Source organism: Saccharothrix syringae, from assembly GCF_009498035.1.
Taxonomy (GTDB): Bacteria; Actinomycetota; Actinomycetes; order Mycobacteriales; family Pseudonocardiaceae; genus Actinosynnema; species Actinosynnema syringae.
Genome location: NZ_CP034550.1, coordinates 1,664,435 through 1,689,596, shown reverse-complemented (window position 1 = coordinate 1,689,596; position 25,162 = coordinate 1,664,435). Strand labels below are relative to the sequence as shown.

The window sequence follows — 25,162 nt, the reverse complement described above, 5'->3', positions numbered from 1 at the left end:
TCGAACGGTGCAGCCATGACCTCGCCGTGTGACCCCCGGTGGTGTTAAAAACACGATCCGTGTCACACCCGGCCGAGTCGGGCCAGCAGCACCGCGGAGGGCACCGGGTGGGCGCCCCGCCGTCTGACCGAGTCCGCGACCGCCCGGTCGGAGGTCACCACGACGACCGGACGGCCCTCGGGCTCGGCGGTCACCAGCGCCCGGATCACGTCGTCGGCCAGCACGCCCGGGTCGCTGAACAGCACCCGCACCCCGCGCGGCCCGGACGTCGGCACGGCCACCACGCCCGCGCCGTCGAACACCAGCGTCACCTCCGCGCCGGTGCGCGCCGCCAGCACCGCCAGCTGGTGCACCAGGCGGTCGCGCTGGTCGGACAGCGACAGCTCCGGGTAGCCCGTCTTGGTCACGTTGTAGCCGTCGACGATGAGGTGCACCGCGGGCAGCGCGAGCAGCCGGTCCAGCGCCGCCGGGTCCTCCACCCGGCCGACCGCGCCCTGCGCCGCGCTGGCGCCGCGCACGAGGTCCGCCGGGCGCGGTCCGGCGCCGCCCAGGGCCAGCTCGCGGCGCAGCCCGTTCACCGCGCCGTCCAGGGTGTCCACCAGCAGCGCCAGCCGCACCTCGTCGGCCTGGCGGGCCTCCTTGGCCGACTGGCGCGCCACCTCGGCGTCGGCCTCGGCCCGCTGCGCCTTGGTCCGCTCGTTCTCGGCCCGCTCGCGCTCCCGGTCGCGCTCGGCGGTCAGCCGGCGCACCTCGACCTCGGCCGCCGCGCGCACCCGCTCCACCTCGGCCGCCGCCGACTCGGCCCGGTCCTTGGCCTCGCGCAGCCGCACGCCCTGCTCCCGCAGCCGCTTGCGCAGCCGCTCCAGCTCCACCTCGGCGGCCTGCCGGACCTTGTCCGCCGCGCCGTCGACCTCGGCCCGCTCCGCCCGCAGCCGCTCCAGCTCCAGCTCCAGGCGCTCGGCGCGCTGCACGGCGGCGTCCCGCTCGGCCCGCAGCGCCGCGTCCGCCGCGCGCCGGGTGACCAGCTCGATGAAGTGGTTGGCCACCTCCTCGCCCTGGAGCACCGCCGCGGCGCCCGCCGCGACCGGGTCGGGCGCGGTGACCTCCAGCGCCGCCGGCCGGTTGCGCTGCAGCCACTCCACCACGGCCGCGCGGAAGTTCGTCGACGACCTCAGCCCGGCGACCAGGGCGCCGCTGCCGAGCCGGGCGCGCTTGGTGGGCGCGAACCGGGCCACGGCCCGCAGCGACTGCGGCACGTCGACCTTCGCCAGGTCGCCCAGCGCGTCGGCGCTCAGCTCGGCCAGCCGCATCCGCAGCGGCTCGGGCAGCGCACCCCAGTCCACAGTGGACTCGACGGGCTCGGCCGGCGCGCCGGCGTCGAGCTCGTCCAGGGGGGCGGTCGGGTCTTGCACCCGTACAGGCTACGGCCCACCCCTGCCGTCCACCGATCCGGTAACACGACGTAGCCCGCTCGCCCGCCGGTGCTCTCCGACCGGGCGCGGGGCGGCTCCGACCCCGTCGGGCGCGGGATTGTCGGTGCGTGGGGTTACCGTGCCCGGTTGATGACTGAACAGCTCACGTTCGACGAACTGGGCACCCCGCTGCGCGAGACCACGTTCGTCGTGTTCGACCTGGAGACCACGGGTGGCCGGGCGGGCGAGGACGCGATCACCGAGATCGGCGCGGTCAAGGTGCGCGGCGGGCGGGTGCTCGGCGAGTTCGCCACCCTGGTGGACCCGGAGCGGGGCATCCCGCCGCAGGTCACGGCCCTGACCGGGATCACCCAGGTGATGGTGACCGGTGCGCCGCGGCTGGCCACCGTGCTGCCCGCGTTCCTGGAGTTCGCGGCCGGCGCCGTGCTCGTGGCGCACAACTCGGGCTTCGACGTGGGCTTCATCAAGGCCGCCTGCGAGCGCCTGGGCTACCCCTGGCGCAGGCCGACCGTGGTGTGCACGGTGCGCCTGGCCCGGCGGGTGCTGACCCGCGACGAGGCGCCCAGCTGCCGGCTGTCCGCGCTGGCCGCGCTGTTCGGCGTGGCCGAGCAGCCCAACCACCGGGCGCTGACCGACGCCCGCGCCACCGTGGAGGTGCTGCACCACCTGCTGGAACGGGTCGGCTCGGTGGGCGTGCACTCGCTGGAGGAGCTGGTCGCCTACCTGCCGGAGGTGACCGCCGAGCAGCGCCGCAAGCGCTCGCTGGCCGCGCACCTGCCCTCGGTGCCCGGCGTGTACCTGTTCCGCGGCCCGTCGGAGGAGGTCCTGTACGTCGGCACGGCCTCCGACCTGCGCAGGCGGGTGCGGCAGTACTTCACCGCGAGCGAGGGCCGCAAGCGGTTGCGGGAGATGGTGGCGCTGGCCGTGCGGGTGGACGCGGTCGAGTGCGCCCACCCGCTGGAGGCCGAGGTGCGGGAGCTGCGGCTGATCAGCGCGCACAGGCCCGCCTACAACCGGCGCTCCAAGAACCCGGGCGGCGCGTGGTGGCTGGTGCTGACCGACGAGGCGTTCCCGCGGCTGTCGGTGGTCCGGGCGCCGCGCGCGGGTGCGCTGGGGCCGTTCCGGTCGCGGCGCCTGGCCGAGGCCGCCGCGGAGACGCTCCAGGACGCCGTGCCGCTGCGGGCGTGCGCCCAGCGCATCCCGGCGCGCAAGCCCTCGGGCACGCCGTGCGCCCTCTACGAGCTGGGACGGTGCAAGGCGCCGTGCGCGGGGCTGCAGTCGGCGGCCGACTACGCGCCCGCCGCCGACGCGTTCCGGCGGCTCGTCGCGGGCGTCGACACGGCACCGCTGGACGCCCTGGCGGCCCAGTTGGACGCCCTGGCGCAGGCGCACCGGTTCGAGGACGCCGCCGCCCGCCGGGACCGGGTGTCGGCCCTGGTGCGGGCGCTGGACCGGGCGCAGCGGCTGGCCGCGCTCGCCGCCCTGCCGGAGCTGGTGGCCGCCCGGCCCGACGGCTCGGGCGGGTGGGAGTTCGCGGTGGTCCGGCACGGGCGGCTGGCCTCGGCGGGGGTGGCGCGGCGGGGCGTGCCGCCGATGCCCGTGGTGGAGTCGCTGGTGGCCGGGGCGGAGACCGTCGTGCCGGGCGAGGGGCCGCTGCTCGGCGCACCCGCCGAGGAGGTGGGCGTGGTGCTGCGCTGGCTGGAGCGGCCCGGCACCCGCCTGGTGCGCTGCGACACCCCGTGGGCCTCGCCGGCGGGCGGCGCCGGGTCGTGGCGCGGGTGGGTGGCGCGCGCCGACGCCGGTCGCGACCAGTACCGGGACGCCGGCCACTAGCATGTGGGCGGTCGAGACCCCGACTTGCAGGAGGACCGCTGTGATCACCGCGATCGTGCTGATCCAGGCCGCCGCCGACACCATCCCGGACGCGGCGCAGGCGATCGCCGACATCGAGGGCGTCACCGAGGTCTACTCGTGCGCGGGCGACGTCGACCTGATCGCCCTGGTGAAGGTCGCCAAGCACGAGGACCTGGCCGACCTGGTGCCCGGCCGCATCTCCAAGGTGCCCGGCGTGCTCAACACGGACACCCACATCTCGTTCCGCTCCTACGCCAAGCGCGACACCGACGCCGCCTTCGCCATCGGCCTCGAAGACTCCTGACCCCCGCGCGTGTCCTCCACCCGGACACCGCGTGTCCTCCACCCAGACACCGCGAGTCGAACACTCAGACCCGTCGTGTCGAACGCTCAGGACCCCCGAGTTCCACATTCGCGCCCCGGCCAGGGGTCCTGAACGTAGAACTCGGGGGTCCTGGAGGTTCGACACGACGGTCCCGAAGGGTCGACTCGCGGTGTCCGAGTGGAGGACACGCGGGGTCGGACTGGAGGACACGCGGGATGTGCGAGGGCCCGGCACCACCAGGTGCCGGGCCCTTCGCGTTGGGCTTGGTCAGTCTTCGGGCTGGGCCGGCTTGCCGGCTAGTTCGCCCGCGGTGGCGTTCTCGCCGGTCAGCGAGTCGTTCGCCGAGACGCCGCGCTCGGCGCGGGCGCGGGCCAGCGCCGCGGTCTCCTCCGGCGGGTCCGGGGTCAGGAAGCTGCCCGGCACCGGGTGCCCGGCCGACCCCAGCTTGTTCATCTTCTTCGGCACCGGCGCGGCCTGGTACTCCAGCGGCAGCGGGTGGCCGTGGTCGTCCACCGGGCCCAGCGGCTGGTGGACCTCGATGAACTCGCCGTGCGGCAGCCGCTTGATGATGCCGGTCTCCACGCCGTGCTCCAGCACCTCGCGGTCGGCCCGCTGGAGGCCGATGCACAGCCGGTAGGTGGCGAAGTACGCCAGCGGCGGCAGGACCAGCAGGCCGATCCGGCCCATCCACGTCGTCGCGTTCAACGAGACGTCGAACTTGTACGCGAAGATGTCGTTCGCGCCCATCACCAGCAGCACCATGAAGTACGTGATCGCCATCACGCCCAGCGAGGTGCGGACCGGCACGTCGCGCGGCCGCTGGAGCAGGTTGTGGTGCGCGTAGTCCTTGGTCAGCTTCCGCTCGATCCACGGGTAGACCGCCGCGACGCCGGTCAGCAGCGGCAGGCCCAGCATGAACGGCAGGAACGGCTCCGGCACCGTGTAGTTGCCCAGGTAGAGCTCCCACGCGGGCCAGATGCGGACCAGGCCGTCCGTCCAGCCCATGTACCAGTCGGGCTGGGAGCCCGCCGACACCTGGGCCGCGCTGTACGGGCCGAAGTTCCAGATCGGGTTGATCTGGAAGACGCCGCCCATGATGGCCGTGATGCCGACGACGATGGCGAAGAAGCCGCCGCCCTTGGCCGCGAACACCGGCATGATGCGCACGCCGACGACGTTGGTCTCCTTGCGGCCCACGCCCGGGAACTGCGTGTGCTTCTGGTACCAGACCAGCGCCAGGTGCGCCGCGACCAGCGCCAGGATGATGGCCGGGATGACCAGGATGTGCAGCGTGTAGAACCGCGGGATGATCTCCGTGCCGGGGAACTCGCCGCCGAAGGCCAGCCAGTTGATCCAGGTGCCGACCACCGGGAACGACAGCAGCAGGCCCGCCATCACCCGCAGGCCGGTGCCGGACAGCAGGTCGTCGGGCAGCGAGTAGCCGAGGAAGCCCTCGATCGCGCCGAGCATGAACAGCACGATGCCGATGACCCAGTTGATCTCGCGCGGCCGCCGGAAGGCGCCCGTGAAGAAGATCCGGAACATGTGCACGACGATCGCGCCCATGAACAGCAGCGCCGCCCAGTGGTGGACCTGCCGCACGAACAGGCCGCCGCGCACGTCGAACGAGATCTGCAGCGCCGACTCGTACGCCCGGGACATCGGGATGCCCTGGAGGTTCTGGAACGTCCCGTCGTAGATGACCTCCTCCATGGAGGGGTCGAAGAACAGCGCCAGGTACGTGCCCGACAGCAGCAGGATGATGAAGCTGTAGAGCGCGACCTCGCCGAGCAGGAACGACCAGTGGGTCGGGAAGACCTTGTTCAGCTGCTTGCGCATGCCGCCGGCCATGTGGAACCGGTCGTCGGCCCACTTCGCGGCACCGCCGGCCGCACGGGCAGCCGCCCCTTGCCGCTTGGTCGGCGTGGTGATGCCGCTCATGACTTACGCTCCCAGAACGCCGGACCCACAGCCTCGATGAAGTCGCTGCGGGCAATCAAGTATCCGTCCTCGTCCACCGTGATCGGAAGCTGAGGCAGGGCGCGGGTCGCCGGGCCGAAGCGCGGCTTGCCGTAGTGGAAGACGTCGAACTGCGACTGGTGGCAGGGGCACAGCAGCAGACCGGTCTGCTGCTCGTAGAGCGACGCCGGGCACCCGAGGTGGGTGCAGATCTTGGAATAGGCGTACAGGTCGCCGTAGTTGAAGTCCTCCTGGCCGGCCCGCTTCACGATCTGCTGGCCGGGGCGGAAGCGCAGGAGCAGGACCGGGTTGTCGACCCGCTTGGTCGCGGCGACGAGGGCGTGCTCGTCGTCCCGCTCGGACTCCCGGAACGGGAACACGGTCAGGTAGCCGCCCGCCTCCACGTCCTCCGGGCGCACCAGCACGACCTCGTGCGGGTCACCGGTGTAGTTGCGCAGGTAGACCTTCTCGCCGTTCTCCGACTTCCAGCCGGTGTGCCACAGCGAGTCCTTGGAGTCGCTGTTCTTCCACGGGTCGCGCACGAGGCTGCCCAGCGGCAGGACCAGCACGCCCAGGCCGAACACGCCGGCGCCCAGGCCCGCGGTGCGCTTGATCAGCGAGCGGCGGGCGATGGTGCTGCGCGTGCCCGCGTCGGCGAGCTCGGCCACCACGGTGGCCTTGTCGATCTCCGCCGAGCCGCCGTCGTGGCGCTGCTGGACGGCCAGCTCCTCCGGGATGAACTTCTTCGTGTACAGCAGCGCGCCCACGCCCAGGGCCACCACGGCCAGGCCGAGGGTCAGGCCGATGACCGGCGTGTACAGGCTGTACAGGAAGTGCGCGTCGGTGCGCGGGGTCTCGTACTTCCACGGCCACCACAGGAAGGCGACCAGGAACGCCAGGCCCGACAGCGCCGAGATCAGGAACCACAGGGCGACGAGGCGCTCGGCGCGCTTCTCGGCGCGGGTGCCCTTGACCGGCCACCGCTCCTCGTAGTGGACGAGCTCCACGCCGTCCAGGTTGGTGCCGAGCTTGACCAGCTCGTCCCTGCTCATCCCGGCGAGTTCCGCCTCGCTGGGCAGGTTGGTCGGCTTCTCGCCGCTCATGCCTTGGCTCCGATCCAGAGGGTCACGCCGATCAGGGCGGCGATACCCACGATGAACGCGATCAGACCCTCCGATACCGGCCCGAGGCCGCCGAGGGGGGCGCCGCCGGGGTTGTTGTTCCCGTCGGACACCGACTTGATGTAAGCGATGATGTCCTGCTTCTCCTCCGGCGTGAGCTGCCGGTCGGAGAACTTCGGCATGTTCTGCGGGCCCGTGAGCATCGCGGTGTAGATCTGCTCCTCGGTCACGCCCTCCAGCTCGGGCGCGAACTTGCCGGACGACAGCGCCCCGCCGCGACCGGTGAAGTTGTGGCACGCCGCGCAGTTCAGCCGGAACAGCTCGCCGCCGCGGGCCGGGTCCTCGCCGCGCAGCGCCGCGCCGCTCTCCTCGGGCGTCTGCGGGCCGCCGCCGCGGGACTGGATGAACGCGCCGATCGCGTCCACCTCCTCGGCGGTGAACTTCGAGGGCTTGCGCTGGCCCTGGGCCTCCTGCCGCGCCAGCGGCATGCGGCCGGAGGAGACCTGGAAGTACACGGCGGCCTCGCCCACGCCGATCAGGCTGGGGCCGCGGTCCTCGACGCCTTCGAGGTTCTTGCCGTGGCAGCTGATGCAGGTGTTGTTGTAGAGCTGCTCGCCCAGCCGCACCTGCGCCGGGTCGTCCTGCGCCTGCGCGGTCTGCGGCTGCGGCGCCAGGGCGCTGAACAGGAAGCCCGCGGCCAGCAGCGCGAAGCCCAGCGCGAGCAGGCCCGAGATCCGCCTGCGCAGCTTGGTGCCGCGCTTCCGGGCCCGTGTGGTGTTGGTGGTCATGTGTGCGGCAACCCTTGCTGGTGTGAGTTCGGGGTTCTTGCTGGTCAGGGCACGATGTAGATGACGGCGAACAAGCCGATCCAGACGACGTCGACGAAGTGCCAGTAGTAGGACACGACGATCGCGGAGGTCGCCTGCGCGGGCGTGAACTTGCTCAGCTTCGTGCGGACCAGCAGGTAGCCGAACGCGATCAGACCACCGATCACGTGCAGGCCGTGGAAGCCGGTCGTCAGGTAGAACACGGTGCCGTAGGCGGACCCCGGGATCGTGGTCCCCTCGTGAACGAGGTTCACGTACTCGCCCGCCTGGCCGGCCACGAAGATCGCGCCCATGATCAGCGTCAGCAGGTACCAGCGGCGCAGCCCGAACACGTCACCGCGCTCGGCGGCGAACACGCCCCACTGGCAGGTGAACGACGAAGCCACCAGGATGACCGTGAAGAACAGTGCGTAGGGCACGTTCAGCTCGGTCGGCTCCGGGGGCCAGTGCCCCTCGTTCTGGGCCTTCACCGTGAAGAACATGGCGAAGAGCCCCGCGAAGAACATGAGCTCACTGGACAGCCAGACGATGGTGCCGACGCTGACCATGTTCGGGCGGTTCAGCGAGTGCACGCGCTGGCCGATTGAGGGCGCTGCCGTTGTCACACGACGCATTATTGCTTGCAGGTTTTCGCTCCGCCCATCGGGTCCGGGGCGGGTGCGCAGGTCATCTGGGTCACACACGCGGTGAGGTGGTCATGGGGTTGCTGGGCCGGTTGCGCGATCGCCTCCGCGGCGGGGGCGAACCGCCACTGCGGATCGATTCACCCGGACTGGTGGTGGTCGTGGAGGCGTTCGACCTCGCGGAGGCGGACTCGGCGGCGCTGGCCCGGTCGCCGCGGTGGCGCGCCGAGGAGCCCGCGGTGCTGCGCCACCACCTCGAACTACCCCCTGACCAGGTCGAACGCGCCCGCGAACTGCTCGCGCCGGACGGCTGGGAGCTGCGCGGGGGCGACCGCGTGCACGCCCTGCGGGTGCAGAAGCTGGACGCACTGCACTGCGCGCAGGAGCGCGCGCGGATGGCCGGGCTGGCCCAGCGGCTGGGCGGCGACTGGATCGGGTGGGATGCGCTTCAGGTCACACCGGGTTAGCCGGATAACATCTGCGTCACCTGGCACCCGACCCGCCGGAGGACGCGCACATGAGCACGCAGACGACCAGGATCCTGGTGTTCAGCCACCGCCCCGAGGTGCGTGAGACGATCATCACCGCGGTGGGGCGCCGCCCCGCGCCGGACCTGGGCCGGGTCGACTACGTCGAGGTCGGGACCATCGCCGACGTGCTCTACGAGATGGACAGGGGCGGCGTCGACCTGGCCATCCTGGACGGCGAGGCGCAGCCCACCGGCGGCATGGGGCTGTCCCGGCAGCTGAAGAACGAGATCACCGACTGCCCCCCGGTCGTGGTGGCGGTCCGGCGCAAGGACGACCGGTGGCTGGCGACGTGGTCGCAGGCGGACGCGGTGCTGGTGCACCCGCTCGACCCGCTGGCCGCGGCCGAGACGGTGGCCGAGGTGCTGCGGTCGACGGCCCTGCCGGTCGTGCGCGGATGACCGCGGTGGAGCGCAGCTGGCCGTTACTGCTCAACCGGCTCATCGACCGCGCCGACCTGTCCGACGAGGACACGGCGTGGGCGATGGACCAGGTCATGACCGGTGCCGCGACGCCCGCGCAGGTGGGCGCGTTCCTGGTCGCGCTGCGCGCCAAGGGCGAGACGCCCGAGGAGGTGGACGGCCTGGCCACGATGATGCTGCACCACGCCCGCCGGTTCGACGTGGCCGGGCGCGTGGCGGACATCGTCGGCACGGGCGGCGACCAGTCCGGGTCGGTGAACATCTCGACCATGGCGACCCTGGTCACCGCCGCGGCCGGGGTGCCGGTGGTCAAGCACGGCAACCGCGCGGCGTCGTCCCAGTGCGGCACGGCGGACGTGCTGGAGGCGCTGGGCGTGGCCATCGACCTGCCGCCGCTGGGCGTGCAGCAGACCGTGGCCGAGCTGGGCATCGGGTTCTGCTTCGCGCCGGTGTTCCACCCCGGTTTCCGGCACGCGGGCGCGCCGCGCCGGGAGATCGGCATCCCCACGTCGTTCAACCTGCTCGGGCCGCTGACGAACCCGGCGCAGCCGCGGGTGGGGCTCATCGGGTGCGCGCGGGAGAGCGCCGCGCCCCTGATCGCGGGCGTCTTCGCGCGCCGCGGCAACACCGCGCTGGTCGTGCGCGGCGACGACGGCCTGGACGAGATCACCACCACGACCACGACGTCGGTCTGGGTCGTGGACGGCGGCGCGGTGCGCCGGGACCGCCTCGACCCGTCGCGGCTGGGGGTGTCGCCGGCGCTGCCGGAGGACCTCAAGGGCGGGGACGCGTCGGTGAACGCCGAGGTCGTGCGCGAGCTGGTGAGCGGGAAGCCGGGCGCGGTGCGCGACGCGGTGCTGCTCAACGCGGCCGGTGCGATCGCCGCGCACAGCGGCCTGTCCGACGACCTGCACGCGGACCTCGCGGCGGCGCAGGGGCGGGCCGCCGAGGCGGTCGACTCCGGCGCGGCGGCCGACCTGCTGCGGCGGTGGGCGGCGCGGTCGACCGAGCTGAAGGCGTCGCTGGCCGAGTCCTGAGGGGCGGGATCGGCGGGCGACGCCGGGGACCTGGTTCGCCCGCCGCGGGTCGACGACGCCAGGCCGTGCCGTCGCACCCGGAAGGCTCAGGTCGCACTCCGGCACGTCGACGGCTCTCACCCGGTGTTGCAGCGGCCGTCACCCGGTGTTGCAGCGGCCGTCACCCGGTGTCGGAGTGGAGGACACGCGGTGTTCGAGTGGAGGACACGCGGGGTTGGGAGACCCGGGACACCTTTTCACCACGCCGCAACAGGCGCGAGTCATGCTGTGGGCATGCTCTACACGGTGATGAAGCGCGTGGTGGCGCCCACGGCGCGCCTGGTCTACCGCCCCCGCGTCGAAGGGCTGGAGAACGTACCGGCCACCGGCCCGGTCATCCTGGCGGCCAACCACCTGTCGTTCATCGACAGCATCGTCATCCCCATGGTGGTGCCGCGCCGCGTCTCCTTCCTCGCCAAGGCCGAGTACTTCGAGGGCAAGGGCGTCAAGGGCGCCCTGTCCCGCTACTTCTTCGGCTCCCTGGGCCACGTCCCCGTCCGCCGCGGCCTCGGCCGGGCCGCCAGGGCCTCGCTGGACACCGCCAAGGCCATCCTGGACGACGGCGGCGCGTTCGCCATCTACCCGGAGGGCACGCGCTCGCTGGACGGCCGCCTGCACCGCGGCCGCACGGGCGTCGCGCGCATGGCGCTGGAGTCCGGCGCGCCGGTCGTCCCGGTGGGGCTCGTGGGCACCGACGAGGTCCAGCCCGTCGACGCGAGGCTGCCCCGCATCCGGCCGGTGACCGTGCGGTTCGGCGCGCCGCTGCGCTTCGACCGGTACGCGGGCATGCAGGAGTCGCTGCCGGTGCTCCGGTCGATCACCGACGAGGTCGTCTACCGCATCCTGGAGCTGTCCGGGCAGGAGTACGTCGACAGCTACCAGAACAACGCCAAGGCGGCCTGAGAACGCCCGGGAAGGCCCGGAAAGCGAAGAAGGCCCCCACCCGGTCGGGTGGGGGCCTTCCGCCGAAGCGGGCTCACTCGTGGTTCGGGCCCGTGTGGTACTCGAACACCAGGCCGCCGACCGCGATCAGCACCAGCACGATCGCGATCACCAGCATCCAGACGTGCCAGAACGCGAGCGCCACGCCCGCGGTCGCGGCCGCCGCGGCCAGGCCGATCGGCCAGTAGCTGCCCGGGCTGAAGAAGCCCAGCTCACCGGCGCCGTCGCTGATCTCGGCGTCCGCGTTGTCCTCCGGCCGCACCTCGATGCGGCGGGCGACGAACCGGAAGTACGTGCCCACGATCAGGGCCAGGCCGCCGGTCAGGGCCAGGGCGACCGTGCCGACGGGCTCGACGGCCCCGGTGTCCGCCCACGTCCAGTAGCCGTACACGACGGCCATCAGGAACGAGAACGCCATCACCAAGTCGAAAATGCGGGCTTCGACCTTCATCGCAGCGTCCTCCTACTTCCCGCCGCCGGACGACGCCTCGCGGACGGTCCGGTCGGTGTCGAAGGGCTTGGTCGTCACGGCGTACGGCGTGCACAGCTCGCCGCAGTCCACCTCGCCGAGCGCCTCGGCCGCGGTGTAGGGCAGGCCGGTCGCCTCGTTGGTCCGCTGCCGCAGCTCCATGTACCGGTCGAAGTCGCCCTGCTCCAGGGCCCGGACCTCGAAGTTCATCACCGCGTGGTAGGTGCCGCACAGCTCGGCGCAGCGGCCCACGAACGAGCCCGTCCGGTCGATCCGCTCGATCTCGAACGAGTTGTCCTGGTTGTTCTTCTTCGGCTCCGGGAACACGTCGCGCTTGAAGTGGAACTCCGGCACGAAGAACGAGTGGATGACGTCGGTCGACTCCAGGTTGAACCGCACCGAGCGGCCCTGGGGCAGGACCAGCAGCGGGATCTCGCCGGACGACCCGACCGTGCTCACCGGGAGGGTGTCATCGGACTCCAGCTTGTACTCCGGGTAGCGGAACTCCCAGTTCCACTGGAACGCGATCACGTCGACCGTCACGTCCGGGTCGTCGCTCTCCCGGATGACGTAGTTCTGCGTCACCGCGGTGAAGTAGAACAGCACCGCGACGATGACCGTGGGCACGACCAGGAGGACGATCTCCAGCGGCAGGTTGTAGGCGACCTGGCGCGGCAGCTCCTCGCTCTTCTTGCGGTGGAACGCGATCGACCAGAGGATCAGGCCCCACACGATGACGCCGACCGCGAGCGCGGCGACGACCGACCACGTCCACAGCTCGCGCATCGCCTCGGCCTGCGGGGTCACACCCGCCGGCCAGCCGAAGCGCATCACCTCTTCCGTGGAGCAACCCGTGGCCCCGACGCCGACCAGGCCGACCAGCCCACCGACCTTCGCCAGCCGGGCTGCCCTGGTGCCCTCCTTCAGGCCCACTGCTCGCCGCCTCCTCGCTGCCTTCAAGTGCTCACGGGCAAGGGACTAGAGCGCCCTCGCCGGATCATGCGGGAGCGTAACCCAGCTCAACGGGGCCCACCCCTCGGGGGCCGCACCCGTGCGGTGCAGTTTCGGTCACACAGAGCCGCCCCGGCATACTGGACTCTTCTCCACACGACTCGAAAGGTGTTACGGCGTGTGCGGCCTGGTAGGACTGGTTTGCCCTGGCGAAGACGAGGCCCAGCGGGCGCGCTCGGCGGTGGCGGGGGCACTGCGCTGCATGCGGCACCGCGGCCCCGACGAGAGCGGCACCTGGCAGGGCGGTGAGGTCGTCTTCGGCTTCAACCGCCTGTCCATCATCGACATCGAGCACTCGCACCAACCGCTGCACTGGGGCCCGCCCGAGGCCCAGGGCCGGTACGCGATCCTGTTCAACGGCGAGATCTACAACTACCTGGAGCTGCGGGCGGAGCTGACCAAGCAGTTCGGCGCCCGGTTCGCCACCGACGGCGACACCGAGACCATCGTGGCGGCCTACCACTACTGGGGCCCGTCCGCGGTGGCCAGGTTGCGCGGCATGTTCGCCTTCCTGATCTGGGACAAGGCGCGGCGCGTGGTGTTCGGCGCGCGCGACCCGTTCGGCATCAAGCCGCTGTACTACGCGGCCGGGCCGGGCGGCGTGGCGTTCTCCAGCGAGAAGAAGTCGGTGCTGGAACTGGCCCCGGCCATCGGCATCCGGCCGGAGGTCGACCAGAAGGCCCTCCAGCACTACCTGATCCTGCAGTACGTGCCCGAGCCGGAGTCCCTGCACTCGCGGGTTCACCGGATCGAGTCCGGCACGTCGTTCACGCTCACGCCGGGTGGCGAGCCGGTGGTCGAGCGGTACTTCCCGGCGACGTTCCGGCCGCGCGCGGTGCGCGGCGAGGCGGACGAGAACCGGCTCTACGACGAGATCACCGAGGCGCTGCGCGACTCGGTGGCCAAGCACATGCGCGCGGACGTGACGGTCGGCTCGTTCCTGTCCGGCGGCATCGACTCGACCGTGGTCGCGGCGCTGGCCAAGGAGCACAACCCGGACCTGATCACGTTCACCACCGGTTTCCACCGGCAGGGCTACTCCGAGATCGACGTGGCCGCCGAGTCGGCCGCCGCGATCGGGGTGAAGCACGTGGTCCGGGCGGTGACGGCGCAGGAGATGATGGACGCCCTGCCGCTGATCACCTGGTACCTGGACGACCCGGTGGCCGACCCGGCGCTGGTGCCGCTGTGGTTCATCGCCCGCGAGGCGCGCGAGCACGTGAAGGTGGTGCTGTCGGGCGAGGGCGCGGACGAGCTGTTCGGCGGTTACACCATCTACCGCGAGCCGCTGTCGCTGGCGCCGTTCGAGCGGGTGCCGGGCGCGCTGCGCAAGGCCATGGGCAAGGTGTCCACGAAGATCCCGCAGGGCGTGCGCGGCAAGGACCTGCTGCGGCGGGGCGCGCTGACCTTGGAGGAGCGCTACTACGGCAACGCCCGGATCTTCCTGGACGACCAGCTTCGGCAGGTGCTGCGCACCTATGACCCGAACGTGTCGCACCAGGACGTGACCGCGCAGCCGTACCGCGAGTCGGAGGGCTGGGACCCGGTGACGCGGATGCAGCACGTGGACCTGTTCACCTGGCTGCGGGGCGACATCCTGGTCAAGGCGGACAAGATGACCATGGCGAACTCGCTGGAGCTGCGGGTGCCGTTCCTGGACCCGGAGGTGTTCCGGATCGCCTCGCAGGTGCCCTCGGAGCTGAAGCTGACCCGGGAGACCACCAAGCACGCGCTGCGCCGGGCGATCCGCGACATCGTGCCCGCGCACGTGCTGAACCGCCGCAAGCTGGGCTTCCCGGTGCCGATCCGGCACTGGCTCAAGGACGAGATGCACGAGTGGGCGGTCGACCACGTGCGCCAGTCGCAGACCGACCGGTACATCGACAAGGACGCGGTGCTGCGGGTCATCGAGGAGCACCGGTCGGGCGTGGCGGACAACAGCCGCCGGATCTGGGCGCTGCTGGTGTTCATGATCTGGCACGGCATCTTCGTGGAGGGCCGGATCCGCCCGGTCGTGCCGGAGCCGCACTACCCGGTCAAGCTCTGACGGTTCCCCGGGGCCCCGCGGTGCGCCTGCCGCGCCGCGGGGCCCCTTCGCGTTCGGGGGCGATTACCGCCGGGTAGGGCTTTTGTCAAGCTCTCCGCACGAATACGGTCGCGGAGGTGAGCACCCCAGAGGCGGACACGCTGGCCCAGCTGATCGACGACTGCACCGCGCTGCCGGAGGAGCTGCGCCCCGCGCGGCAGGCCCTCCCGGAGCCGGGCGCCGCGGCCCCCTGGGAGGTCGACGACGCCCACTACGCGCAGGTCGCGGACCTCGACGCCTACGTCTGAGCCCGCGGGAGCGGGAACGCCCAGGTCAGAGCCGCGAGGCCAGGTCACTGCGCCCGGGCTCGCAGGGCCGAGACCAGTTCGCGGACCGTGCCCGGCGCCCTCCCCCGGTCGAGGGCGCCGAGCGCGGCGTCCAGGCGGGCGCGGGCGAGGCCGGAGCGGATGCCCCCCGCCGGGAGCAGGTCCCGGGCGAGCCGGTCGACGTCACCCCAGGAGCGGTTCACCGCGTGGGCGTAGAGCGCCCACAGCCGGCAGTTGCGGTCCATGCGCGGCTCCGAGACCGCCTCGGCCGCCCGCTCGAACGCCTCGACCGACGCCGCGCGGCCCAGCCGCAGGTGGACGGCACCCTCGAACCAGTTGAGCTGGGCCTCGTTGATCCACCACGACCAGGGCGGGTCGTCGTCGCGCACGCCGTCCTCGTACAGGCCGCGGGCCCGCGCGAGCTGCCGGCGTGCCTGCCCGTCGAGGCCGAGCTGGGCCGACGCGTGGGCCAGGCGCAGCCGGAACAGGGCCTCCAGGCGGGGTGACAGCCGGGTCTCCAGGACCGCGCCGACGAGGTCGGCCGACTCGCGCGGCCTGCCGGTCCACTCGGCCAGCATGGCGGTGTTCTGCCGGAGGAACAGCTCCACGCCCCGGTCACCGGCCAGGCGCGCGTACCCCAGTGCCTCGCGGTTGACCCGCTCGGCCAGGCGCGGGGCGGCGGCGTCGCTCAGGCTCCAGCCCGCGACCTCGCCCAGCTCGGCCAGCGCCGAGCACGCGTCGCGCCCGTGGCCGCGCCGCACCCCACCGGCCCGGAGGCGGTCCCGGGCCTCCCGGTACGCCCGCAGGGCCACCGGGGCCGCGACGAGCCCGCCGTGCCGCTGGTCGAGGTGCACCAGCGCGCCGATCCGGTCGCGCAGGTGCGCGACGAACCCGCCGCCGACGGGACCGGGCACGAGCACCCCCCGAAGTCAGGCCCCCAAGCGCTGAAGGGCCCCACCTCGGCGGGGCCCTTCAGCGGTGAACTCAACGCCCGATCAGTGGAACGAGTCGCCGCAGGCGCAGGAGCCGCCCGCGTTCGGGTTGTCGATGGTGAAACCCTGCTTCTCGATGGTGTCCACGAAGTCGATCACCGCGCCCTCGACGTAGGGGGCGCTCATGCGGTCGACAGCCACCTTCAGGCCGCCGAAGTCGCGCAGGGCGTCGCCGTCCAGCGTGCGCTCGTCGAAGAACAGCTGGTAGCGCAGCCCCGCACAGCCACCGGGCTGGACGGCGATGCGCAGGTGCATGTCGTCGCGCCCCTCCTGGTCGAGCAGCGCCTTGGCCTTGGTGGCCGCCGCGTCGGTGAGCGTCACGCCGTGGGTGGGCGGGGCGTCAGCAGGAGTGGTGGCTGAGTCCTGAGCGGTCGTCATGGCTCTCCCTCAGAGGTCCTTTGCGGGCATCTCTACCCGGTGAACACGGGCAACACCCGCTTTGTTCCACCCACCATGGTGGCACAGCTAGGACGGGCGGGGGTGTGACCACTGCCTCGCCACGTGGGCGGCCAGGTCGGCGAGGGTGCCGGCCGGGTCGGCGAGGCTCCGCTCCACCGAGCCGGCGTGCTCGGCCACCGCGTAGGAGTCCTGGACGCCGACCGCCGCGGCCTCCCGCCTGCCGACGGTGACCTGCCCGGCCAGCACCAGGCACGGCACGCCCCGCTCGGCCGCGCCCCTGGCCACGGCGGTCACCAGCTTGCCGCGCAGCGACTGCCAGTCGAAGCTGCCCTCCCCCGTGACGACGAGGTCGGCGTGGTCGAGCGCCGCGTCCAGCCCGGTCAGCTCGCGGACCAGGCCCGCGCCGGACACCACGGTCGCGCCCAGGGCCATCAGGCCGGCGCCGAGGCCACCCGCGGCGCCCGCGCCGGGCAGGTCGCGCACGCCCGCCAGCTCGGCCATGGCCGCGAGCCGGGCCTCCAGGCGCTCCACCGCCTCGGGCGAGGCGCCCTTCTGCGGGCCGAACGCGCGGGCGGCGCCGTGCGGGCCCAGCAGCGGGTTCTCCACGTCCGAGGCGGCCACGAGCCGGGCGGTGACGGGGTCCGCGGTCCGGCGCATCCCCTCGCCGCCGTCCGTGGTGCCGGAGCCGCCGAGGCCGACCACGATGGTGCTCGCGCCGCGCGCGGCGTTCAGCAGCTCGCCGACGCCCGCGGTGGTGGCGGTCTCGGCGGTCGCCGGGCGCCGGTCGGCCGGGATCAGGTGCAGGCCGCATGCCTGGGCGGATTCGAGGTAAGCGGTGCCGTCGTGCTCCAGCCAGGTGGCCTCGACGGGCGTGCCCAGGGGTCCGGTGACGGTCGTGGTGCGCAGCGCGCCGCCCAGCACGGTGTGCAGCACGTCCACGAAGCCCGGGCCGCCGTCGGCCAGCGGGCGCAGCCGCAGCTCGTCGTCGGGCGCGGCGCGGTGCCAGCCCGCGGCCACGGCCCCGGCGACCTCGCGGGCGGTGAGCGTTCCGCCGAAGCAGTCCGGCGCAATGACAACTCGCACCTCGCGAACAGTACTTATCGGGGCATCTCCTACTCTGGTGAGGTGAGGTTCCTGCGCCGCAACGCCGACGAAGCCGCCGAGACCGCCACCCCGGAGCAGAGCGCCCCGGAGGTGACACCGGCGGACACCGGGCGCACCCCCGGCAAGGGTCGGCCGACGCCGAAGCGCCGCGAGGCGGAGGGCAAGCGGCGCGGCCCGGTGCCGCCCCCGCCGCGCACCCAGCGCGAGGCGTTCAAGCGGGCGCGCGGGAGCAAGGTCTCCAAGGAGGAGCGCCGCGCCGCGGCGGCCGTGCGCCGCGAGCGCATGATGGCCGGTGACGACAAGTACCTGCTGCCGCGCGACCGGGGTCCGGTGAAGGCTTACATCCGGGACGTGGTCGACTCGCGCCGCAACCTGATGGGCCTGTTCATGCCGCTGGCGATCCTGGTGTTCGTCGCGCTGCTGGTGCCGTCGCCCCGGATCCAGCAGTGGGCCACGCTGCTGACCACGTTCATGCTGCTGGCGATGATCGTGGAGGGCTTCGTGCTCGGCCGGCTGGTCACCCGCCGCGTGCGGCTGAAGTTCCCGAACGACACGACGCGCGGCCTGTCCATCGGCTGGTACTCGTTCATCCGGGCGAGCCAGCTCCGCCGGCTGCGCGTGCCCAAGCCGCGGGTGAGCGCGGGCGACCGGGTCTAGGGCACCGGGGTCGCGCACACCCACTCCCGGAGCGTGGGCGCCTCCCTGGAGGGCCTGGTGGGCACCGGCGCGCCGGTCCCGGTGGACGCCCCGCAGTCGGCGAAGTGCGGCAGCAGGTCCGCGTACGGCGCCTCGCCGCGCAGGTGGTCGACCGCGACGACGAGCCCGGCGATCACCGCCGCCGCCACCAGGGTGTGCCGCACCACGACCCACCGCCGCCGCGCGGGGTCCCTGGTCGCGATGGAGCCGCCGATCAGGAACACGACGCCGCCGCCGACGACCGTGATGAAGTAGAAGGCGGGCAGCGGCACCCCGGACGGCAGGACCGGGCCGAAGCGGGTGGCCCCGCCACTGGCGACGGCGCGGAAGACGATCGACGCCCAGCCCCCGAACGAGGTCAGCACCAGCGCCGCGCCGAGCAGCACCAGCACCACACCGGGGGCGCTGCTCTCCAGGACGGGGATCGGCGGGTGGGTGTTCACCGTGTGCGCCTGGACCACGTTCCCGTGCACCGGGCCGCTGACGTGGTTGTGCACGTGCGGGTCGGTGGGTCCGACGCCCATGGTGCCCTCCTTCACGAGGCCGGGCACCACGCTAGGGAGGCCGTCCGGCGCGTGGTGGTGAAGACGCCGCCGGCAACCCGATCAGACGTACGGGTCGGCGCACTTCTGCGGGTCGGGGCCGGGTGTCGGCAGCGGTGGAGCGAGGTGCACGCCTCCGCGGGGCGGTGGCGTGCGGGAGGTTCGTCGCAGGAGCCGGTCCCCCGTCAGCCGCCGGTCCGTTCCACCTCCCGGGCGTCCCGACAGTTCATTAGCTTGCCGAACGAGTCCTCATTAGACTCGGCCGCATGGAGTTCCGACGCCTCGGCCGCAGTGGCCTGAACATCAGCGAGATCTCGTACGGCAACTGGCTCACCCACGGTTCCCAGGTCGAGGAGGAGCAGGCCACGGCCTGCGTCCACGCGGCGCTCGACGCGGGCATCACCACCTTCGACACCGCCGACGTGTACGCCAACACGAAGGCCGAGGAGGTGCTGGGCCGCGCCCTGAAGGGGCAGCGCCGCGAGTCGCTGGAGATCTTCACCAAGGTCTTCTGGCCGACCGGCCCCGGTGGCCCCAACGACAAGGGCCTCGGCCGCAAGCACATCGTCGAGTCCATCAACGGCTCGCTCAAGCGCCTCCAGACCGACTACGTCGACCTCTACCAGGCCCACCGGTTCGACCGGACCGTGCCGCTGGAGGAGACCATGCTCGCCTTCGCCGACCTGGTGCGGCAGGGCAAGGTGCTCTACATCGGCGTCTCGGAGTGGAACGCCGAGCAGATCGCGCGCGGCGCGGCGCTGGCCCGTGAGCTGAACGTGCCGTTCATCTCCAACCAGCCGCAGTACTCGATGCTGTGGCGCGTCATCGAGCCGCAGGTCGTGCCGACCTCGGAGCGCGAGGGCATCAGCCAGATCGTGTGGTCGCCGATCGCCCAGGGCGTGCTGACCGGCAAGTACCTGCCCGGCCAACCGGTGCCGGAGGGCTCGCGGGCCACCGACGCGAACGGCTCGAAGTTCATCTCCCGCTTCCTGAAGGACGACGTCCTGGAGAAGGTGCAGAAGCTCAAGCCGCTGGCCGAGGAGGCGGGTCTCTCGCTGGCCCAGCTCGCCGTGGCGTGGGTGCTCCAGAACCCGAACGTGGCGTCCGCGATCATCGGCGCGTCCCGGCCGGAGCAGGTGCACGAGAACGTCAAGGCGGCCGGCGTGAAGCTGGAGGCCGAGCTGCTGGAGAAGATCGACGAGGTGCTGGGCGACTCCGTCGAAACCGACCCGCGGCTGACCGTCACCCCCTGAGTCGGGGGCCGGCAACGGGGCACCTCTCCGCGCGGGAGGTGCCCCGTTGCCACCGGTCGGAACCCCGCTGGGACTTGACGAAGGCCGCGAACGAGCGTGCCGGGAAGGTCAGGTGGCCGCCGGCGCGGTCCTTCGCGTCCCGGGCGAACCGCCTGTCGTCGGATCCGGGGTCGGCCGGGGCACCGATCTCCAGGCCCTCGGCGTCCCGTCCGCCGTCGCCGTGGCTGCTCGTGCGCCACCGGACCCCTTCAAGGGCGGCGTCGTCCCTCGACATGCGGCGTTCTCCCGGTTTTATTCCACGTCGGTCGTGCTGGTGTGAGCATCTCCTCGACCTCGCCATTTCGAGACTTCTGCGTCTCACAAGGTGTCCGGGGGCCTACCGCACCGGCCGCGACACCAACCGCACGTCGGTCCCCGACCGGGCGACGTCGACCAGCTCCAGGCGCAGGATGCCGGACATGCTGCGGATGCCCGCGTCCCCCAGACCGCTCTTGCCCGAGCCGAGCAGGGCGGGGGCGACGTAGTTCACCACCCGGTCGACCATGCCCCGGGCGATGAAGCTGCCGGCCAGGGTCGGCCCGCCTTCGAGGAACACCGCCCGCACCCCGCGCCCCAGGAGGCCGGCCAGGACCTCCCCCAGGTCGAGTCCGCGATCGGCGCGCTTGACCCGCAGCACCTCCACCACCCCGTCCAGGTGCGAGGCGTCGGCGTCCTCGGCCACCACGACCAGCGTCGGCGCGGCGTCGTTGCAGACGTTCGCGTCCCGAGGCGTCCTGGCGTTGCTGTCGATCACCACCCGCAACGGCTGCCGCTCGGGATTGTCAACAATCGACATGTCCAACCGCGGGTCGTCGCTGCCGCGCACGGCGAGGTTGGGGTTGTCGGCCCGCTGCGTGCCGGAGCCGACGACGGTCGCGTCACAGCCCGCGCGCAGCAGGTGCACCTCGGCGCGGCTCTCCGCACTGGTGATCCACTGGCTGGTGCCGTCCTCGGCCGCGATCCGCCCGTCGAGGGTGGCGGCGAACTTGTAGACCACGAAGGGCCGCCGCTGGGTGTCGACGACCCGGTCCCACTCGTCTCGGCCGACCAGTTCGTCAACGCTGAGGGTGGCCACCGCTGGTCAACTCCCCGAACCGAGGACCGGCGCCAGGCGTTGCAGCAGGTAGCCCGCGCACCAGCGTGACTCGGTGTCCTTCGGGTCAACCGCTTCCTTGGCGAGCTTGGCGGCGAGCCTCCTGGGCTCCGGCGCGGTGGTCGGGTCGTCCGCGACCGCGAGGGCGACGTCCCAACCGCACTGGGTCAGCCGGGACACCTCGGAAGCCAGGCACAGCCGTCGCACGGTGGCGTCGGTTTCCAGCACCCGGACGACGATGTCGGCGTTCTCCCGCCCCGGCAGGAAGCCCAGGATGCTCACCGCGTTGGCCCGCAACGTCGAGGTCTTCCCGCTGACGGCCCACCGGCGGAAGTTCCCGATGGCCCCCGGCCCCACGACCGGGGCCACGGCCGCGTCGATCGAACTGGACGTCGGCCCCTGGGCGAAGATGTCGGGATCCCCGGCTTCCACCGCCTCCCGAATTCTCTGCAGGTGCTCGGGGCCTTCGATCTTCTTCAGTCGCGGGTGATTGATGTCCGGTCGATACATACCGATCCCCAATGCTCGCTCGTACGCCGCCACCACTTCGAGAGTGACCGGGTTGACGCCGGTCTCCACCAAGCCCAGGTACGACTTGGAGTAATTGGTCGCCTGCGCCATCCGAGTGAGGGAGAACCCGGCGTACTCCCTGGCAGCCCTCAGCCGCAGGCCGTCCACCTCGGGAACTTGCGACACAGCTCGTTCCTCTCTTTCGCGTCCATACCAGACTGTAGCGCACCTCATACCAGACACCTGGTTTCGTGAACCAGACAACGCCAAACGCGCCAGTCAACCGGGCTACCAGGCGCAACCGGCAGGAACGGAGACCAAGTCAACCGGGCTCGACGCAATGGCATAAGCACCCGATGCGACAAGCGAAAAGAAAAGCTGTCGACACATGATTGCAAAACCCGCCAAGATCGCCCGCACAGCGAATCCTGTCGTCCCCTGCATCGCCATGTGGAGCGAAGAGACGGTTAGCGATCCACAGCTCGTGGTCTGGGACCACGCGACCATCAACCCCGGACGGGGCAAACCCCGGTTCGCCCGGATCCACGTCCACCGGCAACGCCGCGCCATGCGCAAACTGCTGTGCCAGGTCTGCGGCGGACCAGCCGACCACGACCGAGACGGCGTCCTGTGGCTACTCCCCGACCGCACCCGCGACTGGCCGGATTGGCCCGAGGGAATGCTCGTCGCCGAACCCCCGATCTGCCACCCCTGCGCGCACTTGGCGACCCGCACCTGCCCCGCCCTGCGCGCAGAAGGACACCACCTCATCCGCGCCCGCGCACACCCGGTCTACGGGGTTGACGGCTTCCGCTACCGAAGGGGCCCGCACTCCCCTGTCGCTGTCGAAAGCGAACCGGTCGCCTTCACCGACCCCGCCGTCCGCTGGATCCCGGCTTCAAAACTGGTCCGGATGCTCCGTGCCTGCACAGTCGTAGAAAAGAACCCGCCCTACTCGGCCGGCGCGAGCGACATCGGCCCGTAGACCTCGGCCTCGTCGCGCAGCAGCGTCACCCGGGCCACCCCGGCGTCCCTCAGCTCCGCCCAAGCCCCGCCGAACCAGTCCTCGGCCGCCGTCTGGTCGGCGAACACCTCGGCCGGTCCCTCGACCTCACGCCCCTGCTCGTCCTGGTACCGCCACCGGTACTCCACCACGGCCACCCTCCCGGCGCGTCCGTTGGGTAACGTTCGCGGCCAGGCTATGCGCCGACGGAGTGAATGGGGTGGGGTGTGACGCGTCGGACACTGGTCCTGGGCGGTGCGCGGTCGGGCAAGTCGGCGCACGCCGAGGGGCTCATCACCGACGCGGTGGTGACCTACGTGGCCACCGCCCGCCGCTACGCCGACGACCCCGACTGGGACGCCCGCATCGCCCGCCACGTCGCGCGCAGGCCCTCCACCTGGACCACCGTCGAGGCACCGGCGCCCGGTGACCTGCCCGCGCTGCTCACCGCCACCACCCCGGACGACCCGCCGATCCTGGTGGACGACGTGGCCACCTGGCTGACCGGCGCGTTGGACGACGCGGGCGCCTGGGACGGCCGGGACCTCGCACCCGTCGACGCGGCGTGCGCCGACCTGGTCCGCGCGGTCGACCACGCGCGCAGCCGGCTGGTGCTGGTCTCCGCCGAGGTCGGCCTCGGCGTCGTGCCCGGCACGCCCTCTGGCAGGCTCTTCCGCGATCAGCTCGGCTCGCTCAACGCGCGGCTGGCCGAGGTGTGCGACGAGGTGCTGCTGGTCGTCGCCGGGATCCCACTGCACTTGCGCGAAGCCGGAAGCCGGAGGTAGTCGGTGACCATCGAGTTCCCGCCCGTCGAGCCGCCCAACGAGGTCACCCGCCACCGGGCGGTGACCCGCCACGCCGCGCTGACCAAGCCCGTGGGCTCGCTCGGCCGGCTGGAGGAGCTGGGCGCCTGGGTGGCGGCCTGCCAGGGCGAGTGCCCGCCGCGGCCGTTCACGCGGCCCCGCGTGGTGGTGTTCGCGGGCGACCACGGGGTGGCGCGGCACGGCGTGTCCGCCTACCCCAGCGAGGTCACCGGGCAGATGGTGGCCAACTTCCTGGCCGGCGGCGCGGCGGTGAACGTGCTGGCCAACGTGGCCGGCGCGACCGTGCGCGTGGTGGACGTGGCGGTGGACTCCGACACCGCCGTCGGCGACCTGAAGGTGCGGCGCAGCTCCGGCTCCATCGACCGCGAGGACGCGCTGACCGACGAGGAGGCGCGGCGCGCCGTCGAGGTCGGTCGCAAGCTCGCCGACGACGAGGTCGACGGCGGCGCGGACCTGCTCATCGCCGGTGACATGGGCATCGGCAACACGACGCCGTCGGCGGTGCTGATCGCCGCGCTGACCGGGTCGGAGCCGGTGGCCGTGGTCGGTCGCGGCACCGGGATCGACGACCGGGGCTGGATGCGCAAGACGGCCGCGATCCGGGACGCGCTGCGCCGCGCCCGTCCGGTGATCAACAACCCGCTGGCGCTGCTGCGGGTGGCCGCCGGCGCGGACATCGCCGCGATGGCCGGGTTCCTGGCCCAGGCGGCGGTGCGCAAGACGCCGGTCATCCTGGACGGCGTGGTGTCCGGGGCGGCCGCGGTGGTGGCCGAGGAGCTGGCGCCGGGTGCGCGCGAGTGGTGGGTGGCCGGGCACCGGTCCGCGGAGCCCGCGCACGCGCTGGCGCTCAACCACCTGGGCCTGGAGCCGCTGCTGGAGTTCGACATGCGGCTCGGCGAGGGCTCGGGCGCGGTGGCCGCGCTGCCGCTGGTGGTGATGGCCGCGCGGGTGCTGGCCGAGATGGCCACGTTCGAGAGCGCGGGCGTCTCCGGGCGCGACTGACGGGACGCGACCGACTGATGGGGCGCGACTGATGGGGCGCGGCTGATGCGCCTGGCGCTGTCCTGGCTGACCGTGCTGCCCGTCCGCGTCGTCGGGGACGTCGACGCGCGGGCGGCGCGGCGGGCCATCGCCCTCGCGCCGCTGGTGGGCGTGCTGCTGGGCGCGGCCGCCGCGGGGCTGCTGGCCGTGCTGCCGGGGCTGCTCGGCGGCTTCCTGGTGGTGGGCTTCCTGGCCCTGGCCACCCGCGGCATGCACCTGGACGGGCTCGCCGACACCGCCGACGGGCTGGGCTGTTACGGCCCGCCCGAGCGGGCGCTGGCCGTGATGAGGGACGGTGGCGCCGGCCCGTTCGCGGTGGTCGCGCTGCTGGTGGTGCTGGGCGCCGAGGCCGCCGCCCTGCCGGTGGTCGGGTGGGGCGCGGTGGTGCTCGCCCTGGCCGCCGGGCGCGCGGCCTTCGCGCTGTGCTGCCTGCGCGGTGTGCCGGCGGCCCGGCCCGAGGGGCTGGGCGCGCTGGTGGCGGGGTCGCAGCCGTGGTGGGCGGCCGCCGCCTGGTGGGTCGCGCTGGCGGTCGCCGGGTTCCTGGTCGACCCGTGGCGGGGCCCGGCCGCGGTGGTGCTCGCGGCCGGGCTCGTGCTGCTGCTGGTGCGGCACGCGCGGAGGCGGTTCGGCGGGATCACCGGCGACGTGCTCGGCGCGGCCTGCGAGACCGCCACGCTCGCGGTGCTGGCGGTCTGCGCCCTCTAGCAGTCCTCTGGCAGTCCTGC

Annotated in this window: 29 protein-coding genes; 14 read left to right on the top strand and 15 right to left on the bottom strand. The window is 72.6% G+C overall.

The window, feature by feature from the left end; genetic code table 11:
* Nucleotides 1-62 precede the first annotated feature (62 nt).
* Complete coding sequence (locus tag EKG83_RS08025; protein WP_084715947.1) at nt 63-1,310, bottom strand: NYN domain-containing protein; 1,248 nt, start codon at nt 1,308-1,310, stop codon at nt 63-65.
* Between the two features lie 252 nt (nt 1,311-1,562).
* Between EKG83_RS08025 and EKG83_RS08020 the strand changes: the two genes are divergently transcribed.
* Both EKG83_RS08020 and EKG83_RS08015 read left to right on the top strand, forming a co-directional pair.
* Entirely contained in the window at nt 1,563-3,266 is a 1,704-nt protein-coding gene (locus EKG83_RS08020; protein WP_033427455.1) for a DEDD exonuclease domain-containing protein, read from the top strand.
* A gap of 40 nt (nt 3,267-3,306) precedes the next feature.
* Entirely contained in the window at nt 3,307-3,591 is a 285-nt protein-coding gene (locus EKG83_RS08015) for an Lrp/AsnC family transcriptional regulator (protein WP_033427456.1), read from the top strand.
* Between the two features lie 288 nt (nt 3,592-3,879).
* Here the strand turns inward: EKG83_RS08015 and qcrB are convergent, their stop codons facing one another.
* The 4 genes from qcrB to ctaE are packed head-to-tail and all read right to left on the bottom strand — an operon-like array spanning nt 3,880 to nt 8,133.
* Nucleotides 3,880-5,553, bottom strand: a complete 1,674-nt coding sequence (qcrB, locus tag EKG83_RS08010; RefSeq protein ID WP_033427457.1) for a cytochrome bc1 complex cytochrome b subunit — start codon at nt 5,551-5,553, stop codon at nt 3,880-3,882.
* Entirely contained in the window at nt 5,550-6,674 is a 1,125-nt protein-coding gene (qcrA, locus tag EKG83_RS08005; RefSeq protein ID WP_033427458.1) for a cytochrome bc1 complex Rieske iron-sulfur subunit, read from the bottom strand. Before qcrA ends, qcrB begins: the two co-directional genes overlap by 4 nt.
* The gene (gene qcrC, locus EKG83_RS08000; protein WP_033427459.1) at nt 6,671-7,480 is read right to left on the bottom strand and encodes a cytochrome bc1 complex diheme cytochrome c subunit; all 810 of its coding nucleotides are present in this window, start codon (nt 7,478-7,480) and stop codon (nt 6,671-6,673) included. The genes qcrA and qcrC overlap by 4 nt, the downstream gene beginning before the upstream one ends.
* 44 nt (nt 7,481-7,524) lie before the next feature.
* Complete coding sequence (gene ctaE / locus EKG83_RS07995; protein ID WP_084715892.1) at nt 7,525-8,133, bottom strand: aa3-type cytochrome oxidase subunit III; 609 nt, start codon at nt 8,131-8,133, stop codon at nt 7,525-7,527.
* An 83-nt stretch (nt 8,134-8,216) separates the two neighbouring features.
* Between ctaE and EKG83_RS07990 the strand changes: the two genes are divergently transcribed.
* The 4 genes from EKG83_RS07990 (at nt 8,217) to EKG83_RS07975 (ending at nt 11,070) form a co-directional block, all read left to right on the top strand.
* Nucleotides 8,217-8,609, top strand: coding sequence for a hypothetical protein (locus EKG83_RS07990; RefSeq protein WP_033427461.1), 393 nt, complete (start codon nt 8,217-8,219; stop codon nt 8,607-8,609).
* 50 nt (nt 8,610-8,659) lie between these two features.
* The gene (locus tag EKG83_RS07985) at nt 8,660-9,070 is read left to right on the top strand and encodes an amidohydrolase family protein (protein ID WP_033427462.1); all 411 of its coding nucleotides are present in this window, start codon (nt 8,660-8,662) and stop codon (nt 9,068-9,070) included.
* Nucleotides 9,067-10,128 (top strand): anthranilate phosphoribosyltransferase, encoded by a 1,062-nt coding sequence (gene trpD, locus EKG83_RS07980; protein WP_033427463.1) that lies wholly within the window; start codon nt 9,067-9,069, stop codon nt 10,126-10,128. Before EKG83_RS07985 ends, trpD begins: the two co-directional genes overlap by 4 nt.
* Before the next feature lie 273 nt (nt 10,129-10,401).
* Nucleotides 10,402-11,070, top strand: a complete 669-nt coding sequence (locus tag EKG83_RS07975; RefSeq protein WP_033427750.1) for a lysophospholipid acyltransferase family protein — start codon at nt 10,402-10,404, stop codon at nt 11,068-11,070.
* Between the two features lie 73 nt (nt 11,071-11,143).
* Here the strand turns inward: EKG83_RS07975 and EKG83_RS07970 are convergent, their stop codons facing one another.
* Entirely contained in the window at nt 11,144-11,560 is a 417-nt protein-coding gene (locus EKG83_RS07970) for a cytochrome c oxidase subunit 4 (protein WP_033427464.1), read from the bottom strand.
* A gap of 12 nt (nt 11,561-11,572) precedes the next feature.
* The gene (gene ctaC / locus EKG83_RS07965; protein ID WP_033427465.1) at nt 11,573-12,511 is read right to left on the bottom strand and encodes an aa3-type cytochrome oxidase subunit II; all 939 of its coding nucleotides are present in this window, start codon (nt 12,509-12,511) and stop codon (nt 11,573-11,575) included.
* Nucleotides 12,512-12,707: 196 nt separating this feature from the next.
* Between ctaC and asnB the strand changes: the two genes are divergently transcribed.
* Both asnB and EKG83_RS46770 read left to right on the top strand, forming a co-directional pair.
* A complete protein-coding gene (gene asnB / locus EKG83_RS07960; RefSeq protein ID WP_033427466.1) occupies nt 12,708-14,636 on the top strand; it encodes an asparagine synthase (glutamine-hydrolyzing) in 1,929 nt (642 codons plus the stop codon).
* A 116-nt stretch (nt 14,637-14,752) separates the two neighbouring features.
* Nucleotides 14,753-14,923: a hypothetical protein gene (locus EKG83_RS46770; RefSeq protein WP_170191736.1), complete on the top strand. Its 171-nt coding sequence runs from the start codon at nt 14,753-14,755 to the stop codon at nt 14,921-14,923.
* Between the two features lie 44 nt (nt 14,924-14,967).
* Here EKG83_RS46770 and EKG83_RS07955 read toward each other — a convergent pair whose 3' ends face one another.
* From EKG83_RS07955 to EKG83_RS07945, 3 genes are all read right to left on the bottom strand, one after another.
* The gene (locus EKG83_RS07955; protein ID WP_153277937.1) at nt 14,968-15,855 is read right to left on the bottom strand and encodes a hypothetical protein; all 888 of its coding nucleotides are present in this window, start codon (nt 15,853-15,855) and stop codon (nt 14,968-14,970) included.
* Nucleotides 15,856-15,936: 81 nt separating this feature from the next.
* Nucleotides 15,937-16,311: a HesB/IscA family protein gene (locus EKG83_RS07950; protein ID WP_033427467.1), complete on the bottom strand. Its 375-nt coding sequence runs from the start codon at nt 16,309-16,311 to the stop codon at nt 15,937-15,939.
* 87 nt (nt 16,312-16,398) lie between these two features.
* The gene (locus EKG83_RS07945) at nt 16,399-17,415 is read right to left on the bottom strand and encodes a glycerate kinase family protein (protein ID WP_033427468.1); all 1,017 of its coding nucleotides are present in this window, start codon (nt 17,413-17,415) and stop codon (nt 16,399-16,401) included.
* 42 nt (nt 17,416-17,457) lie between these two features.
* Here EKG83_RS07945 and EKG83_RS07940 point away from each other — a divergent pair, with 42 nt between their 5' ends.
* Complete coding sequence (locus EKG83_RS07940; RefSeq protein ID WP_033427469.1) at nt 17,458-18,093, top strand: DUF3043 domain-containing protein; 636 nt, start codon at nt 17,458-17,460, stop codon at nt 18,091-18,093.
* Here EKG83_RS07940 and EKG83_RS07935 read toward each other — a convergent pair.
* Nucleotides 18,090-18,656, bottom strand: a complete 567-nt coding sequence (locus tag EKG83_RS07935; RefSeq protein WP_153277936.1) for a hypothetical protein — start codon at nt 18,654-18,656, stop codon at nt 18,090-18,092. The genes EKG83_RS07940 and EKG83_RS07935 overlap by 4 nt on opposite strands.
* A gap of 284 nt (nt 18,657-18,940) precedes the next feature.
* Here EKG83_RS07935 and EKG83_RS07930 point away from each other — a divergent pair, with 284 nt between their 5' ends.
* On the top strand, nt 18,941-19,927 hold the full coding sequence (locus EKG83_RS07930; protein ID WP_033427471.1) for an aldo/keto reductase family protein: 987 nt from the start codon (nt 18,941-18,943) through the stop codon (nt 19,925-19,927).
* Here the strand turns inward: EKG83_RS07930 and EKG83_RS49525 are convergent.
* The 3 genes from EKG83_RS49525 to EKG83_RS07915 all read right to left on the bottom strand — a co-directional run bounded on the left by EKG83_RS49525 (nt 19,917) and on the right by EKG83_RS07915 (nt 21,737).
* Nucleotides 19,917-20,201 (bottom strand): DUF397 domain-containing protein, encoded by a 285-nt coding sequence (locus EKG83_RS49525; protein WP_033427472.1) that lies wholly within the window; start codon nt 20,199-20,201, stop codon nt 19,917-19,919. The genes EKG83_RS07930 and EKG83_RS49525 overlap by 11 nt on opposite strands.
* 102 nt (nt 20,202-20,303) lie before the next feature.
* Nucleotides 20,304-21,041 carry a RibD family protein gene (locus EKG83_RS07920; RefSeq protein ID WP_033427473.1) on the bottom strand — a complete coding sequence of 246 codons (738 nt, stop codon included), beginning with the start codon at nt 21,039-21,041 and terminating at the stop codon, nt 20,304-20,306.
* Nucleotides 21,042-21,047: 6 nt separating this feature from the next.
* On the bottom strand, nt 21,048-21,737 hold the full coding sequence (locus tag EKG83_RS07915) for a helix-turn-helix domain-containing protein (protein WP_228122537.1): 690 nt from the start codon (nt 21,735-21,737) through the stop codon (nt 21,048-21,050).
* A 220-nt stretch (nt 21,738-21,957) separates the two neighbouring features.
* Between EKG83_RS07915 and EKG83_RS07910 the strand changes: the two genes are divergently transcribed.
* Nucleotides 21,958-22,554 (top strand): hypothetical protein, encoded by a 597-nt coding sequence (locus EKG83_RS07910; protein WP_153277935.1) that lies wholly within the window; start codon nt 21,958-21,960, stop codon nt 22,552-22,554.
* Here the strand turns inward: EKG83_RS07910 and EKG83_RS07905 are convergent.
* Nucleotides 22,521-22,724 carry a hypothetical protein gene (locus EKG83_RS07905; RefSeq protein ID WP_228122536.1) on the bottom strand — a complete coding sequence of 68 codons (204 nt, stop codon included), beginning with the start codon at nt 22,722-22,724 and terminating at the stop codon, nt 22,521-22,523. The two genes, EKG83_RS07910 and EKG83_RS07905, sit on opposite strands and share 34 nt — an antisense overlap.
* Nucleotides 22,725-22,799: 75 nt before the next feature.
* Here EKG83_RS07905 and cobU point away from each other — a divergent pair, with 75 nt between their 5' ends.
* The 3 genes from cobU to EKG83_RS07890 are packed head-to-tail and all read left to right on the top strand — an operon-like array spanning nt 22,800 to nt 25,142.
* Nucleotides 22,800-23,357 (top strand): bifunctional adenosylcobinamide kinase/adenosylcobinamide-phosphate guanylyltransferase, encoded by a 558-nt coding sequence (gene cobU, locus EKG83_RS07900; RefSeq protein WP_153277934.1) that lies wholly within the window; start codon nt 22,800-22,802, stop codon nt 23,355-23,357.
* 3 nt (nt 23,358-23,360) lie between these two features.
* Nucleotides 23,361-24,398 (top strand): nicotinate-nucleotide--dimethylbenzimidazole phosphoribosyltransferase, encoded by a 1,038-nt coding sequence (gene cobT, locus EKG83_RS07895; protein ID WP_033427476.1) that lies wholly within the window; start codon nt 23,361-23,363, stop codon nt 24,396-24,398.
* Between the two features lie 45 nt (nt 24,399-24,443).
* Nucleotides 24,444-25,142 carry an adenosylcobinamide-GDP ribazoletransferase gene (locus EKG83_RS07890; protein ID WP_033427477.1) on the top strand — a complete coding sequence of 233 codons (699 nt, stop codon included), beginning with the start codon at nt 24,444-24,446 and terminating at the stop codon, nt 25,140-25,142.
* Nucleotides 25,143-25,162 lie beyond the last annotated feature (20 nt).